Source organism: Bacillus sp. J14TS2 (assembly GCF_018333015.1).
Lineage (GTDB): Bacteria > Bacillota > Bacilli > Bacillales > Bacillaceae_C > Lederbergia.
Window position 1 is genome coordinate 210,105 of the sequence record NZ_BORE01000002.1, and the last position, 15,564, is coordinate 225,668.

Annotated in this window: 13 protein-coding genes and 1 pseudogene; 6 read left to right on the forward strand and 8 right to left on the reverse strand. The window is 37.9% G+C overall.

Annotation, left to right across the window (positions count from 1 at the left end; all coding sequences use genetic code 11):
* Window positions 1–236 precede the first annotated feature (236 nt).
* From KI375_RS03600 to KI375_RS03610, 3 genes are read right to left on the reverse strand one after another with little or no spacing between them, the layout of a single operon-like run.
* The gene (locus KI375_RS03600) at window positions 237–1,007 is read right to left on the reverse strand and encodes a hypothetical protein (protein ID WP_212972182.1); all 771 of its coding nucleotides are present in this window, start codon (window positions 1,005–1,007) and stop codon (window positions 237–239) included.
* A gap of 1 nt (window position 1,008) precedes the next feature.
* A complete protein-coding gene (locus tag KI375_RS03605) occupies window positions 1,009–1,875 on the reverse strand; it encodes an ATP-binding cassette domain-containing protein (RefSeq protein ID WP_212972183.1) in 867 nt (288 codons plus the stop codon).
* Entirely contained in the window at window positions 1,875–2,249 is a 375-nt protein-coding gene (locus KI375_RS03610; protein ID WP_212972184.1) for a GntR family transcriptional regulator, read from the reverse strand. Before KI375_RS03610 ends, KI375_RS03605 begins: the two co-directional genes overlap by 1 nt.
* 903 nt (window positions 2,250–3,152) lie before the next feature.
* On the opposite strand from KI375_RS03610, the gene KI375_RS03615 reads away from it, so the two are divergent.
* The gene (locus KI375_RS03615; protein ID WP_212972185.1) at window positions 3,153–5,051 is read left to right on the forward strand and encodes an endonuclease MutS2; all 1,899 of its coding nucleotides are present in this window, start codon (window positions 3,153–3,155) and stop codon (window positions 5,049–5,051) included.
* A 365-nt stretch (window positions 5,052–5,416) separates the two neighbouring features.
* Here KI375_RS03615 and KI375_RS03620 read toward each other — a convergent pair whose 3' ends face one another.
* Window positions 5,417–7,681: an MFS transporter gene (locus KI375_RS03620; RefSeq protein WP_212972186.1), complete on the reverse strand. Its 2,265-nt coding sequence runs from the start codon at window positions 7,679–7,681 to the stop codon at window positions 5,417–5,419.
* 560 nt (window positions 7,682–8,241) lie between these two features.
* On the opposite strand from KI375_RS03620, the gene KI375_RS03625 reads away from it, so the two are divergent.
* From KI375_RS03625 to KI375_RS03635, 3 genes are all read left to right on the forward strand, one after another.
* The gene (locus tag KI375_RS03625; protein ID WP_212972187.1) at window positions 8,242–9,894 is read left to right on the forward strand and encodes a carbohydrate-binding protein; all 1,653 of its coding nucleotides are present in this window, start codon (window positions 8,242–8,244) and stop codon (window positions 9,892–9,894) included.
* 129 nt (window positions 9,895–10,023) lie between these two features.
* Window positions 10,024–11,307: a protoporphyrinogen/coproporphyrinogen oxidase gene (locus KI375_RS03630; protein ID WP_212972188.1), complete on the forward strand. Its 1,284-nt coding sequence runs from the start codon at window positions 10,024–10,026 to the stop codon at window positions 11,305–11,307.
* A gap of 15 nt (window positions 11,308–11,322) precedes the next feature.
* Window positions 11,323–12,186 carry an RNA polymerase sigma-70 factor gene (locus KI375_RS03635; protein ID WP_212972189.1) on the forward strand — a complete coding sequence of 288 codons (864 nt, stop codon included), beginning with the start codon at window positions 11,323–11,325 and terminating at the stop codon, window positions 12,184–12,186.
* A gap of 344 nt (window positions 12,187–12,530) precedes the next feature.
* Here the strand turns inward: KI375_RS03635 and KI375_RS27895 are convergent.
* The 3 genes and pseudogenes from KI375_RS27895 to KI375_RS03645 all read right to left on the reverse strand — a co-directional run bounded on the left by KI375_RS27895 (window position 12,531) and on the right by KI375_RS03645 (window position 14,216).
* Window positions 12,531–13,235: pseudogene (locus KI375_RS27895) on the reverse strand (winged helix DNA-binding domain-containing protein).
* Window positions 13,148–13,555, reverse strand: coding sequence for a DNA glycosylase AlkZ-like family protein (locus KI375_RS27265; RefSeq protein ID WP_244852248.1), 408 nt, complete (start codon window positions 13,553–13,555; stop codon window positions 13,148–13,150). Before KI375_RS27265 ends, KI375_RS27895 begins: the two are co-directional and overlap by 88 nt.
* A 100-nt stretch (window positions 13,556–13,655) precedes the next feature.
* Window positions 13,656–14,216: a DinB family protein gene (locus KI375_RS03645; protein WP_212972190.1), complete on the reverse strand. Its 561-nt coding sequence runs from the start codon at window positions 14,214–14,216 to the stop codon at window positions 13,656–13,658.
* Window positions 14,217–14,449: 233 nt separating this feature from the next.
* Here KI375_RS03645 and KI375_RS03650 point away from each other — a divergent pair, with 233 nt between their 5' ends.
* Both KI375_RS03650 and KI375_RS03655 read left to right on the forward strand, forming a co-directional pair.
* Complete coding sequence (locus tag KI375_RS03650; protein ID WP_212972191.1) at window positions 14,450–14,641, forward strand: hypothetical protein; 192 nt, start codon at window positions 14,450–14,452, stop codon at window positions 14,639–14,641.
* 197 nt (window positions 14,642–14,838) lie between these two features.
* Window positions 14,839–15,015: a hypothetical protein gene (locus tag KI375_RS03655; protein WP_212972192.1), complete on the forward strand. Its 177-nt coding sequence runs from the start codon at window positions 14,839–14,841 to the stop codon at window positions 15,013–15,015.
* A 57-nt stretch (window positions 15,016–15,072) separates the two neighbouring features.
* Here the strand turns inward: KI375_RS03655 and KI375_RS03660 are convergent, their stop codons facing one another.
* Complete coding sequence (locus tag KI375_RS03660) at window positions 15,073–15,543, reverse strand: hypothetical protein (RefSeq protein ID WP_207449647.1); 471 nt, start codon at window positions 15,541–15,543, stop codon at window positions 15,073–15,075.
* Window positions 15,544–15,564 lie beyond the last annotated feature (21 nt).

Sequence of the window (15,564 nt, forward strand, 5' to 3'; positions counted from 1 at the left end):
GGGCAGCAAAGAATAACAAATGTTAGTCTAAGATTTTTAGAGCTATTCCGAACGTTAGAAACAGGATGGTTTATATAAAATAAGTTAAACGACCACTTTCTCCCCAAAATGATGTGATGAATTAATCAATTCACTTATGAATCGAAGCCTGTATTTATTGCGGAGAGAATAGTAATTAAACAAAGAAAATAACCACTATTGAACTACCAATGGTGGTTATTTCATTTTAAACATATTTATATTTTTATCGGTGCCCGTCTAGTTAGTAGATGAATTAGTAAGATTGTAATCAAAATGACAACGACTACTAATAGTAATGCTAAATTAGTTGGGACAGCGTTTAGTGCTGAGAAACTTTGAAATAGCGGTAAATCAAGTGCTAAGCGAATCATTGAATCTTTTATTGAAATAATTCCAATTCCAATTGCTATAAAGAGTATTCCGCCAATAACTCCTAGACGCTGGAATGCTGCTCCAATTAGCCAACCGATAATATAAAAAACGAAGATATGAAGACTAAACAAAGCAAGGGAGAGGGTAAGGTTGGTTTCTGGGTTAACAAATGGTGTTAAAATGATTGACTGAATAATTTCCCCTATGATATTTCCGTCGATGTCAATTTTAATTTTCTCTAACGTATTGGCGTTCAAAACAATAGAAGAGAAATTGCCTACTATTAGCTTCTGTATCAAGTTAATCACATAAATACCTATTGGGATAATGATCGATAAAGCAACGCTAGCAATCACGTTTCCAATAAAATAATTCTTCCTTGTCACTCCCATCCCTACGTAATAGGAGAGAAAGCTTATCGCAATGATTCCGATGACGAGCATATAGATATTACTGCTAATATATCCTGCACTATAGAAGGAATCAATGTTATTCCCGAACACCAATTTAACAATATTAACGATGATAAAAATCCCCGTAGCCCAAAATGTCCATGTCAGTTGCACCCAAAATTGATCTACAGCAATCATTGGAAAAGATACGACTTTCTTCATACTAATTCCCCTCCTCCGTTAGATGAATAAATAAATTATGCAGTGATACTGGAGCAATATCGAGACGTAGTTCTTTTGCAGAAGCTCGCTCCGCAGTGCTTAATTCTCCGAACAGTGTGATTGAACGTGTGTCACCTAGCTGTTCTTCGTGGATCACATTTTTACCCTCTGAAAATTTTTGAATTGCTTGCTTATTTCCAACCACTGTAATTCCATAGGAAATAAGGCGATCATTTTGTTCATGTAGAAGAATTTTTCCGTCCTTAATTATGATGACCTCATCAAATAGATACTCCATTTCTGAAACAAGATGGGTAGATAAAATGATAATTCGTGGATGTAGCTCTTGATCCTGTAACAATTCTTTATAGAATAAATCGCGTGCTGGTGCGTCCATTCCAAGATAGACTTCGTCAAATATCGTGATCGGTGATCGACTTGCTAAGCCAACCACGACATTAAAGGCAGATTGCTTTCCTTTAGAAAGTTTAGATACTGATTTTTTCCCTTCGAGCTTAAATTTCTTTAATAAACTTTCTGCATACTCCAAATCAAAATTTGGTCGATAGCGTTTCAAATATTTTATGATTGTGGAAGGAGAGTCTGATTCCCCTGTATAATCCTTGTCATACATAAAAGTTACGTCCTGCATGATTCGAGCATTTTCAAATGGTTGCTCGCTATCGATTAATATTTGGCCAGATGTCGGTACGCGAAAGGATCCAAGTAAAGAAAGTAGGGTTGTTTTTCCGGCACCGTTTCTACCGAGTAATCCGTAAATTTTTGGTTCCGTAATTTCAAAATCTATGTCACGTAATATCTCGTCATTTCCATAAGAAAAATGAAGATTATTTGCTTTAATATTCATTATTGTTCACGTCCTTTCACTTCTTTAATATAGTTGAAGATTTCTTCTATCGTAATTTCTAGCTTTTCTGCTTCTAGTACAAGCGAGACAATATTGTCTTCAATAAATGATTGCCGTCGCATCGCGAGTATTTTATCCCGAGCCCCTTTAACTACAAACATCCCAATACCTCTTTTCTTATAAAGTATTTCTTCCTCAACTAACTGATTTATTCCCTTCGAAACAGTGGCATGATTGATTTTATAGTAATGAACAAGTTGATTCGTGGAAGGTGCTTGATCGTCTTCATTCAATTGTTTATTGATAATCTGATCTTCAATAAGCTCACGAACTTGTATATAGATTGGCTTATCAGAATTAAAAACATTACTCATTAACGACCCTCCTTTTGGGGTGGTACGGTGTTATGGTTATATACGTATGTGTGTAACCATAACAGTGAAAGACGATAGTGTCAATAACTTTTTAAGAAGTACGGGAGCCTGGCACCGAACATTATCGTTGCATGGCAGTAAAAATTTGTGCATATAAAAAACTATTGATAAAAATAGAAAAAGCTCCAGTTGTTAGTGTGGGAACGATGACTAAATCCGTTCCTACACCGACAAAGGAGCACAACTCATGAATAGGTTAATCCTTAGGATTTATCAGCTTTAAGAAACTTGTATTGATGGGCAATATGGTTAGGGTTCATTTGTATTTTAAGGCCGTAAGTCAACGACTTAATGCAGAAAAACAAATGGGTTCCAAGTCTAATTCTTATCTTATTTATTTCTTCGACTCGACTTTCATTTCATTTGGCTACCAATCCCAAGTCTTGTGTACGATTATCCTTTAAGCCGATTTCTTAGAACTAAAATATTTGATTATTCTTTACTTTTTCCGTCTCACAAAGTATAATAAAACGGTAAAGTCGATTTCAATGAGCATATAAATAATAAGGGGTGCATTTTGTGAGTGCGGTAGTTTCTGAATAGGAAAACGTATTATAAGGAAATAAGGAAGTTTTAACAACAGGGGATTTTAGTGCGATACACACCCCTTAGTTTGTTTTGGGCTTATTTCCACCTATGAAGATACCTACCATACTTTACAAACAAACGCATCATTTCATAATTAAAACGTTTGTTATTAACGTTTTTTTGATGTATTTACTTTTGATTTGTAATGTAAGCTGCGGTGTCTGCCGCAGCTTTTTTTATTTTGTTAAAACTCATTGGAATCCTGTTAGGTATCTTCATTGCTGATTAAATAATCACATTGAGGAGAATGAAAACATGAATGAAAATACTTTTGAAAAATTACAATACAACGAGCTAAAAGAAATTGTAAAATCGTATTGTGTGAGCGGGCTTGGACAACAATTAATTGATACATTAACTCCAAGTTCTAATCTAAAGGTAGTAAAACATCGATTAACTGAAACCACTGAAGCCCGTAGCATTCTGGATGCAGGAGGAAATGTACCATTTATCGGGATTTCCAACATTGAACATACCATCGACAAATTAGATAAGGGCATCATTTTAGATCCAGAGGAGCTTTTCCGTTTTTCTGACTTTTTAAGGGGCTGCCGGAGGATTAAAACTTTCATGTGTAACAAAGAAGGGATGGCACCGACATTAGCGGTGTATGCTAATTCCATGACAGAATTCACGGGGATAGAAGAGGAAATTAATTTTTCTATTAAAAATAATCAGATTGATTCGGCTGCCAGCAAAGAGCTCAAACGTGTTCGTTTCCAAATCGAATCCACTGAACAAAAAATTAAAGATCGATTGAATAAATTCCTAAACAGTACTGTTAATAAAAAATATATTCAGGAATTCGTTATTAGCGTTAAGGATGATCGCTATACAATACCGATAAAAGCTTCATACAAAAATCATGTACATGGTAGCGTTATTGAAATATCTTCTAAAGGTTCAACAGTCTTTATGGAACCTAATGTGGTAGGGAAATTAAGTGTTGAATTAGCAACATTAAAATCCGAAGAGGATATGTTGGAATATCAAATACTCGCTACTTTAACAGGGCTAGTGGCGGAAAATCTTCAACCGATTAAAATTAATATTGAGCTTATATCCCAATATGACATGGTTTTTGCTAAAGCTAAATATAGCAGAATTATGAATGGGATTGAGCCGAAAATTAATGAGCATGGAGATATTAAATTAGTTGATTGCAAGCATCCGTTATTATCAGGTCATATTGTTCCGCTTCAATTTCAAATTGGGAGTAGTTATCGCAGTTTGATTATAACGGGTCCTAATGCTGGCGGAAAAACAATTGTACTGAAAACAATTGGTCTTGTCACTTTGGCAACAATGTCCGGGTTTCATATTACAGCTTCGAAAGAAACTCAAATTGCCATATTTGCCCGTATTTTTGTCGATATTGGCGATAATCAGAGTCTAGAAAATGCCCTTAGTACGTTCTCTTCTCACATGAAGAACCTATCGGAAATCCTGCAATCTGTAAACAATAATACATTACTACTGTTTGATGAGATTGGCAGTGGAACAGAACCTAATGAAGGAGCAGCGTTAGCCATTTCTCTTTTGGAAGAATTTTATCTTAGAGGATGTATAACCATTGCGACAACGCATTATGGAGAAATCAAACGCTTTTCTGAATGGCATAATGATTTTATGAATGCTGCTATGCAATTTGATCATGAAACACTTGAACCCTTATATAAACTGCTCATCGGCCAATCGGGAGATAGTAACGCCTTATGGATTTCGAGAAAGATGAATGTACCAGAAAATGTTCTAAGAAGAGCAGAAGACTATATGAAAAATAAAGAATACAGCCTAGAACGATTAAAAGAAAATAAAATCCGAAAACCAAAACCAGTTATTGAAATAGTAGAAAATCATCTGGATTATCAGAAAGGAGATCGTGTAAAGCTGCTAGACCAGGACGACATCGGAATTGTATACAAGGAAAAAGATGATGATCATAACGTTACTGTGTTTTATCAAAATCAATTTATTAAAATTAATGAGAAACGATTGGTTTTGGAGTTAAAAGCTGCAGAGCTGTATCCAGAAGGTTATGATGTAGACACTCTATTTGTTGACTATAAAACCCGAAAACGAAATCGTGATATTGAACGAGGCTCAAAAAAAGCGCTTCGTGATGTCAATAAGGAAATACGGAGAAATAAGTAATGAGAAAAAATCCCCGCTTGTTCAAGAGTGGGGATTTTGAGTTTAAGCTTATTAGGGCAGGCGAAAAGTTGATAGTGTCATTCGCATAAATGTCACCAACACTCCCTATATTTCAGCGCATAGTTCGGAATGGCTTCCTGTCCAATAAAAAAAGATTTGCATTGCACGTCTTATCTTATGAAATACTACTGACAGTTTGGACAGATCAGAACCACCTCGATTCAACTGCAGTAGACTTCCCGCCCAGGTGGTTTCAGAACAAGCCTCCAACGAAATCTGGCAAGGCAAAAAATAATACTAAGATCGTTGTTTCCATAAGTATCCCTAAGTTAAGCTTACAGGAGCTGTCGACTGAATGTCGACTTTTATTTTTGGTCATTTCGGATACCGATGTCTTTCATTAAAATTTTTCCTTTGGTGGTCCGATCAAAAATAAAACTGATCTTGTCGATCCGTTCGGGCACCAAATTGGTGTCGGCTTTGACAAAATCATTGATATTGAACGCAAAATTTTGAAAAATTGGTTCCTTAATCGTTTGGAAGAATCCTAACGGCCGCTTGGCAAGAACGCCTTCAAGCATGGGAAGGAGCGGAGAGAACTTGCTAAGTGGCAAATGACTTATATTTCCATTTTTATCTTCAACGGAAATCGTTAAGTCGACCAAAGCGTCCGCGGCACTAACGTCTTGCTCGGTATCAAGGTTGGCGAGGGAAAATACAATAGTGCTTGTGTCAGTTATATCAACAGCGGAATCTGGCAATATGACATTATAAGCAGGCGTGGAGGTAACTGTTGTGTTATCCCATTCTAAAAAAACCGCGTTATACTGCTCATCTGACAGTTCCATTTTTACTTTGTCTTCTTTCCAAACCTTGAGGGAGTCCCCTTCCAAACGTCCGCCAGGCAACGTGGTTGTCCCCGGATCGGAATCTTCTTCATAATTAGTGACGGTGGTGGTTTTTCCGTCCCAATAATTGTTAATATACATTGTTTCGGGCAACCACTCCTTGGCGTATCCCAGATCTTGAAATACCATCCGATATGAATTATTGTCCTTCAACGTAGCCTCCAAAAAGGATGATATCAATACTTCTGCAGCTTGAATCTGTTGTTCACCAGGAAGGATCTCTGAGTTATTGAACAACATGTTTCCTACACCAACAGCATCGGTTCCACCCCAAATCGTATTGAATTGTCCATGATTTGCACCGTAGATATATACATATGATTTGATATAATCACTATTTTCAGTAAAACATGTACGATAATACTGATTCGCCCCAACGAACGAATTGACATCCATGTCGTGGGAACCATGTAGGGACAAATAGTTGATGTCTTGAAGCTTGATGGGTTGTCCTCCCGGTTGATACTGCATGTCGGTACCCGCGATCGAGATAAGGGATTTTATATTAAAATGGTAATCAAATTTGATATTTGCATCCTCTGGATATGTTGTCATTTGGTTGTAGGCGGCTGCCGTAGTGATGGCCTCACCACCACGGGAATGTCCTATCAGAGCAATATGCTGCATATCTACTTTGCCATGAAACGGATTTCCTTTAGAAGCATTCCATGTTTCCCACGTTTTTAAATGTTGGAGCAACAACCAACCTCTTGCACGGTTTTCATCTTCTAATCCATCTAAAATAAATAGATCATCGTACGGAGAAATATTTAAAAAGTTCTCATCGATCGAAGCCATGATAAATCCACGACTTGCCAGTAATTTTCCCAAATAGGCATATCCGGGATCAGAGAATTCAGTCGCAAGATGATTACCATGTACAACGAGTACAAGTGGGAAGGGACCATCACCTTCAGGATACCAAACCGAGCCATTCAGCGGCATCGCTTCTGGACCAAAACCGAAGGTGTTTGTACGTCTGGAAGACCAATTGTCCACAAATGCCGAGCCATCCACAGGCTCTGTCGTCAAGTGTCCTTGGGAATCAAGATCTTTGCGATACGTTGGATCGCTTATATAGGCAATTGATTTTACACGAAATGGGCCAGGGTCAGCCGGATTGGCCACGGAGCTTGAGTAATTGTTCGTAGTCTTAACGGTTTGTAAAGGATTCTGAACTACCAAGTTAGCAAAGCCTTCACTAGTGAGCCAATATCCCAATAAGCAAATGAAAATGCACATCGCTGCAACTCCCGTGCCTGCCGTTACTTTTACCCATCTTGAAGTTTCGCGATAGGAACCCTTTATAAATCTATAAACTAAGGATCCAAGCAGGGAAAAGGAGAAGATGATGCAAAAAAGGACGGATAACGATAACGGTAAGGGGCCTAAAAAACTGAGATACAGCAAACAAATGGAGGATAGCAGAAACCATACATACCGAGAAGGCATTTTTTTAGCCCAATGCAACCCGCTAGTAATAAGACCCGTGATTCCCAGAATGGCTAGCAGAGATAATACTGTACCTATGAAGTAGTCCTGAAACCCTCGTGACCCAAGATAATAGGAAGCTTGCACTAAACAAATGAACAATGTAACAAGTGACACTCCAAAAATAGCTCCTTTCCATCCGGGGGGAAGAGGAGAGATGCCTGGAAGAGGAATCTTGGGTAGCAGACTTCTGTGTACTTTCTTTTGATTCTTTGAACTAATGTCAAACATGGATGTACCGCCTTTCGAGTTATCGCCAATCCGCTTAGGGATGACCTTTACGCTAGATAAATCAATCAATGCTAAAAATACTGAACAGTTCTTCTTCGAATTGCATAGCGTGTGAAACTATGTGATATGTATCGACATAGTGAACAAAGAGTCCGTGTTTTGGTTAAAATTAGACATAGATCGCAAAAGTAACTACTATTCATTATTCAGTACTACACGATAAATAATAGCATAGAGTACTGAATAATGCAAGGTAGTGAATTAAAAACTATTCTACATTATTGGAAACCGTATTTTTGGAGTAAAAAGCTAGCTCATCCTAACAACAGGGGGAGCACCGTATCAGTCATAAAGGAATATATCAAAAGTCAAGACTGCGGAGGCTCCCCCTTACTAAATGCTATGCTTTTTTGAAGGGACTGCACCTTGGCCATTTTGTTCAAAAACCAAAGTATTTGTAACCTTCATATATTCTTAACTATTCTTTACTCTCAATTCATAAACGATAAATATTAGTCAATTATACTGAGAAAGAATAAGAATATGGGAGGAGAATTCACTTGAAATTCAAAACTAGTATATTATTAAGTTCAGTTTTAGCTCTGTCAATCGGTGTTGCCCAACCTATTTTTGCGGCAGAGATCCCGCCGTCGGTCATTACTTCCACTGTCACTGAGACCCCTAATAACAGCATGACACTCGCTTGGGAAACGCATGATCAGGAGGTTACAAAGGCGGTTGCGCAAATCGTCAAGAAATCAGACCCTAAAGGATTCTCATCCAAGAATAAATTAGTTTTCTCAAGTAGTGATATCACCTTCAAAAATGGACGTGCTTATAGTAAAGTTACTGCTAGCTCTCTTGAAGAAAATACTAAATACCGCTACCGCGTAGGAGATGGTTCAGAAAAAGGATGGAGTGAGGAGGGCCAGTTTAAGACTGCTAGTACAGAAGAGAATTTTTCCTTTCTTTATATCTCAGATACCCAATTTGACACCGCAGCAGGTGATGGGAAGAAAACAGAACAGATGTTAAAGAATGCGACAAAACAATTAAAGGATAAGGTTGATTTCACCTATCTAGCAGGAGATTTTACAAACACAGCAAATAATCCGGATCAATGGGATACATTCTTTGATGTTTCACATAATCTTTATCAGGATACATTTATGGTACCTGTCATTGGTAATCATGATAGTGCCAGTGGACTTTACTTAGATAATTATTTTCCTTCACCAGAAAGCGGAAAGCAAATTACAGATCTTGAGCTACCTTATGTTTATTCATTCGATTATGGATCTGCTCATTTTGCATCATTAAATACGGAAAATATAACAGATGAAGAGATTGATCAGCAAATTAATTGGTTACGAGAAGATATGCAGGCTAGTGACAAGCAATGGAAAATTGTCTTATTCCATAAAGGGATTTATTCTGGGGCGAGCCACATTACCGACTCAGGTATTATTAAGCTTCGCACTGCCCTTTCACCAGTATTGGATGAATTAAAGATTGATGTTGTCCTCTCTGGTCATGATCATGTATACAGCCGCGGTTTTGTAAATGGTGATGGTACGAAGGAAAAGGCTGAGCTAGTTCATCCAGCCAATCCTTTAACCGTTTTTGCACCTGATGCACCGTTATATTACACAATCGCTTCAGGCGGTTTAAAATTTTATAATCCTAAAAATTATTCCGTCACAGCTGGTGATCCGCTTATTCCTAACTATGATTTCCTTGATATAAAAAATACAAATGTAGAAGATGAAGCCTCCCCAGAGGGAAATAAGATGACATATAGTCAAGTCACGGTAACAGATGAGAAAATTACTTTTAATACATCCTATACAACTACGAAGACAAATGAAAACAAGCATCTTGAAACGTTCTCGATTGTTAAAGAAAAGCAAGATGAAGAATGGTCTGCAGACAAAGTGTATGTAGCAGGGGATCGTGTCAACTATAAAGGTAAGACTTATGAGGCGAAATGGTGGACCAGAGGGGAAAAGCCTTCCGATTCTGGCGAATGGGATGTCTGGAAGGAAATTAAGCATGAAGGCCCTAATCATATTTCAGACTGGCAATCATCGAAGGTGTATGTAGCAGGAGATAAGGTATATGATAACGGTATTCTTTATGAAGCAAAATGGTGGACGCGTGGTGAAAAACCATCTGATTCTGGCGAGTGGGATGTTTGGAAAAAGCTAGACTAATGTTCTTGGAGTAGCCTCAACAAGAAGGTTTCAAGCAATAAGAAATTTGCTTGAAACCTTTTTGTGCATCAACCATGTCACAGAACCTCACCTTTAATCGTCTTGATTATAGAAGGAGGGGAAGTTTAAATGGAAAAGGTCGATGTTGTTATTATTGGCGGGGGAATAGCCGGTCTAACTGCCGCGAATTATTTAGCTAAAGAGGGGAAACATGTCATCCTTCTTGAGAAATCGAATCAATTCGGGGGTCGTGCTATTACGAACCACGTTAACGGTATGTTATTTAATATCGGTGCCCATGCACTATTTACCGATGGAGAAGCCATGGCTGCTTTTAAACAACTTGGTATCAAGATTTATGGGGGAAACGCTTTTGCCCAGACTCATGGTATATGGAAAAATAAAGTGTACCCATTGGCAACGGGATTTGGTTCACTTATCACGTCTTCATTGCTCTCATGGTCTGAAAAAGTGCAATTCGCACAGTTGATGATTCGAGTGTGGAAAATGGATGCAGAAAAAATGCCTATCATGAGTTTGCGTAAATGGGCGGAACGGGAAGTTAAAAGTCCAATGGTCAGACACCATTTTTATACGTTAAGTCGTACAACGACTTATGCATATGCTCCAGATCTACAACTTATCAGCTCAGTAATTAGACAACTTCAAAGATCTATGAAAAAGGAAGTTATGTATGTTGATGGTGGGTGGGAGACGATTGTTTCAGAATTAAGAAAAACCGGAATAAGCAAGGGGGTAGAAATGTTTTGCAAATCTAGAGCGGTGGAGATTGAACATGACGACCATGTGCAAAAAGTTCATTGTGCCAATGGTGAATCGTTTGAAACTGAAAATGTCGTGATTGCTACCCCGCCAGAAGAAGCGTGCCGCCTGATAAAAGGTGTAGAAAGCACCTCTTTGCATCGGTGGAAAGAGCAAGCAGTTCCGATTACAGTGACTTGTCTGGATCTAGGCTTAAGCCATTTACCAAACCCGTCTCACCAGTTTGTCTTAGGTTTGGATCAACCAACTTATTTTACCAATGAATCAAGAGCCGCAAGATTGAGCAGTGCAAACGAAGCTATTGTACATTTGATAAAATACCATCATCCTGGGGATCAAAGCTATGATCCTCAAGCTAATAAGAAACAATTGGAACAAACAATGGATCTTCTTCAACCTGGATGGCGAGAAGGATTGATCAACCAGCAATTTTTACCGCGAATGACTGTTGTTCATGATTTTCCTCGTGTTGATAGAGAGGGCATACCCGGTCCTGCCATTCCTGAAATCAAAGGTCTTTATGTAGCAGGAGATTGGGCAGGGGATGAAGAACTACTTACTGATGCGGCAGTTGCGAGTGGGAAGCGGGCAGCCATGCATATTTTAGAGAACCACAAGGTTTTTAGATGAGAGAAGGGCATTTGTATGAAGACTGAAAAGCTGTATCAAACATATAAACCGTTATTGTTTTCTTTAGCTTATCGCATGCTGGGGAGTGTCATGGATGCTGAGGATATTGTTCATGAGGCGTTTCTATTGTTGGAAAAAGCAGATCCCTCAGAGGAGATTCACGATATCAAAGCTTATTTATGCAAAATTGTAACGAATCGCAGCATTGATACATTACGCTCTGCGGCAAAAAAACGTGAAGTCTATATTGGAACCTGGTTGCCCGAGCCACTTGTAGAAGAATATTCAGATGACCCCTCAAGCTTCTATATGACCAAGGAATCTATATCCACTGCTTATCTTTTGCTATTACAACAATTAACCGAGACAGAAAGGATAGTATTCCTTTTGCGTGAAATGTTTCAATACAACTATGATGAAATTGCCTCAATTGTTGGTAAAAGCAGTACCAATTGTCGGCAGATTTTTCATCGGGCCAAAAAAGGAATCTCGCACAATCCGAATTCAGTCAAGCAGGATTTCGGTCAATTAAGTGGGTATGTCGAGAAATTTACCCAAGCTGTGCAAGACGGAAATATCAGCGAAGTCTTGGCATTGTTGAAAAAGGATGCGATTTATTATTCCGACGGTGGAGGAAAAGTTACAGCAGCTATTCGGCCAGTATACGGTGCCGAATACATTTCACGCTTTTTCCTAGGGGTTATAACTAAAATCCCCGAAGATTTTTCACTCAAGTTTGCAAAAGTAAATGGAAATCCAGGGATGATCCTTTATTCAAGCGGGAAAGTCAAATACGTCCTTTCTTTTGAAATGAATGACGCAAAAATCGAGTCAATATACATGGTGGCCAATCCTGATAAATTAAGGCATATAAAATGATTTCGAAAGGCAAAGACCGAGTTCTGCTGCCTTGTTATGGCTTAATGAAACGAGACTTCATGATTAGATGCGTTACTGAAAACTTTTGCTGATGAGATATCAGTTTGAAGGGGAACTTCATAGTTTTCATAATTCTAGTTGCTGATAAAAACCAGCTAATCTCTCGTTCCGTCAATAGATTAGCTGGTTTTCTTAACTCATCAGAGCAGGTGAAAGGTCGATTGAATGCTGCTCAAATAAGCTTTCATCATAGAGTAAATTTCTTCTACATTGCATTGAAAAGACTGCTGAATTCACTTCTTACTGTAACCTTAAGGGACAAATCGATGTGATAGGGATGTTCATTAAATTGGGTCCAAAAATTGAATATGCTTAAACTCGGAAACAGCAGCAAAATTCATTAATTTGTCTCCCTCAATAGCAAGTTCCTCTTTATCAACCTTCGATAATGGTTTAAAAGGTTCGATAATGAGTGTGGAGGATTTTCCTTTCTGATCAATTCTCCAGAGCCCTTGGACATAACCACCTACAAGAAATGTAGCTTTAATAATACCATTGACTGTAAAGACTCGACTTCGATACTCATCAGCTATAATCCTTGAACGTTTTTTATGAGAAAGAAGGACATTATCAAATTCAGCCAAGAAACGAACGGGTACCGGCGTATCAATATCCGGAAAATCAGCGTGGTCGACATCGAACAACTCATTTCCATCTTCGTCCAAAAAGGTATTTAATTGGAATCTTAGATCCTAAATCACCTTGCGGATTTTGGTTAGTCCGGACCAAGTCTGTATATCTGCGATCGAAGCTGGTCCGAAAGCATTCAAGTAGCGTAAAATAAGTGATTCCAGACTATAATTACTAACAAGTGATTGACCCAACCAGTTCTCAGCCGAAGTATGAATGGCTTTACCTTTAGCTCTCCAAACTCCTCGAGGAGGAGGCTGGACCAATGGCACTAGGTTACGCGCCGCAGCAGCGAGAGCAGACGAATCTGTATTTTCCATGTTTCCTTTAGCAGTTTGCCGAGTTCTCCTAATGTACATGGCTGACTTTTTACAAGATCTTTACTGATTTTTGTCAACTCATTCATATCTACGTCCGTTAGTCGTCGACCAAAATTAGCTTTCAAAGCTTTATCCAAAACTGGCTGAATTAAGGGACGAAGTGTCAAACAATCACGCTTGGTAACAAGAAAGATAGTGGAACGCATAAGTGCAATGCGTACAACGCCGCGATCCAATAATAACTGAGATAATGTTTCATGCTTGAAGTTATCTACTCTAGTCCACAAACTTACATAGGGTGAATTAGGGGTTTGAGATTGCATTCCGATTAGATGCTCAAGGGCATCTGGAATCGACATGTTGGATCGTTTTATAAGAAGCTGCCTGGCTCTAAAAGTGTTCGGTTTAGAGCACGTGAACTTATTACTTTGTTTAAGTTTTTATTATTCTGATTTGATTTCATCGCTGATTATTCACATCCTCCATAGTTAATGACTGATTATGAGCACCTCCCATAAGATTTGAATATAAAAATAGTCCGAAATCTTGCATTACAGAGGTATGACCGATCTGCCGCAACATGGTAGCTATATTTCCACGGTGATAGGATCCGTGTGTGACGAGGTGGAGAATTGTTTCAAAAATTGTAGTTTCTAGAAGCCCAGCATATGGATTATCAACTTCAATCACTTTTTCATAATTTGTTTGGTCATTTAAATATTTTTTGTATCGTTTAGATAATTCAGTAAAAACAACTTTCATTTCCTCAATATTTTTTGTTTCCATCTGTTCCGTCAATTGATTTGTGTATGCCATTGCATCGCTCATGCTTGTACCAGAAATAATCTCAAGCCAGGCTAAATCTGTGAGGTATATATGGCACATTGTTTTTGCCGCTGAAGAAAAACCACTGTTAACTTCCTTATGGAAAACGTCTTGCGGTAGTTCTTTTAGGCGATTTAAAATAACTTCATTTGCCCATATGTGGTACTTATACATTGTTAATACAGAATGAACCATACTATTTCTCCTCCTATCCCCACTTTAACGATTAGATTATGTTACAAAGCTGATTGCAAATTTCAAAAAAACTACATCTATAAATATTCTGTTATTGATTAAAAAAACCTCTATTAATTTATAAAAAATATTCACTAATGCCCCATTGCTCTAAGGGTAGCAGGCGCCAAAAACTGCTCTCTTGTAAAGTATAAATATACAAGTCTTTTGGAGATTACAAATGATAATTGGTTATGTTCGGTTGTCCTATTGGCCAAAACTTTGATCGGAAAATTGGTATGATTAATAAATTGGTTGTAGCGATGAAGAAATTTAACAGTACGGTTAAAGAGTGGGGAGGACTTCATCAACTTTTTGATGACATCCGGAAAGCTGATACAAATATATTGGAGAGCATTTCCTGTTTTGGGGATAAGAACACTTAGATAAGATGAAATTCATTTCTTTAAAAGAAAGTATGGATACACGAACCATATGAGCAAAGCCTTTGCTTAATTAGAAAGAAAACTTATGGCTAAGAGAATAAAGAACAGACTCGAAGCAAGTAAATGGAGGAGAAAACATTAGATAGAGCCAAGTTGCTGGCTATGGCGCTACGGATGTATATGAAGGGAGATAGTCTATGGAAGAAGGTTTAAAGTTCAGGTTTCACTTTGCGGTTTACAGGCCCTCTGTTAGGAACATTAATTACCCTGAATTTTCTGCACCAATGAGAAAATTCAGGGCTTTATTTATGTTATGCTGGAATACTCTGAAAATTATCCTCTTCAAAGCACGAAACAAAGAATACGCAAAATAAGGAATTTAAAAAAGCAGCTGTTTTAGTTCTTATTTGATTAAACTTTATATTGCTAAACTAACTGCTTTTCCTAATCGCTTTTTCAACAAGTGCTTGAAAGCCATAGATTATAACCGCTAAGGATACATTTATAATATACCAACCAGTGTGTGTCATCTTTTTAAATTGGACAATGCCAAACTTGTTTCCAATATAAGGCATAGGATACGCGTTTACTAAATCCAATACCATATTCATGATTAGGTATTTGCGGAAATTCCCATACGTTAATTTAAATATCCACAGGGTTGCGACAAAATAAGGACCTAAAATATATGTAAAATCGATTGGCCCTGGAGATATAGGATTATTCGTTTTCCACCATTTCTTCTTGTTACAGATGAGGCTAAATACGCTTAAGAATAAATTGATAAAACTTGCAACAGGTAAGAACCTTAAAATATTTCTTTTCCCCATAAAAGGGACCGTTAGCCAGGGCAAAATTAATGTTGCGAGCGAAAATGCAATTTTCTTATTAAATTTAACCATTAAACTCAAGTTCCTCCTTAA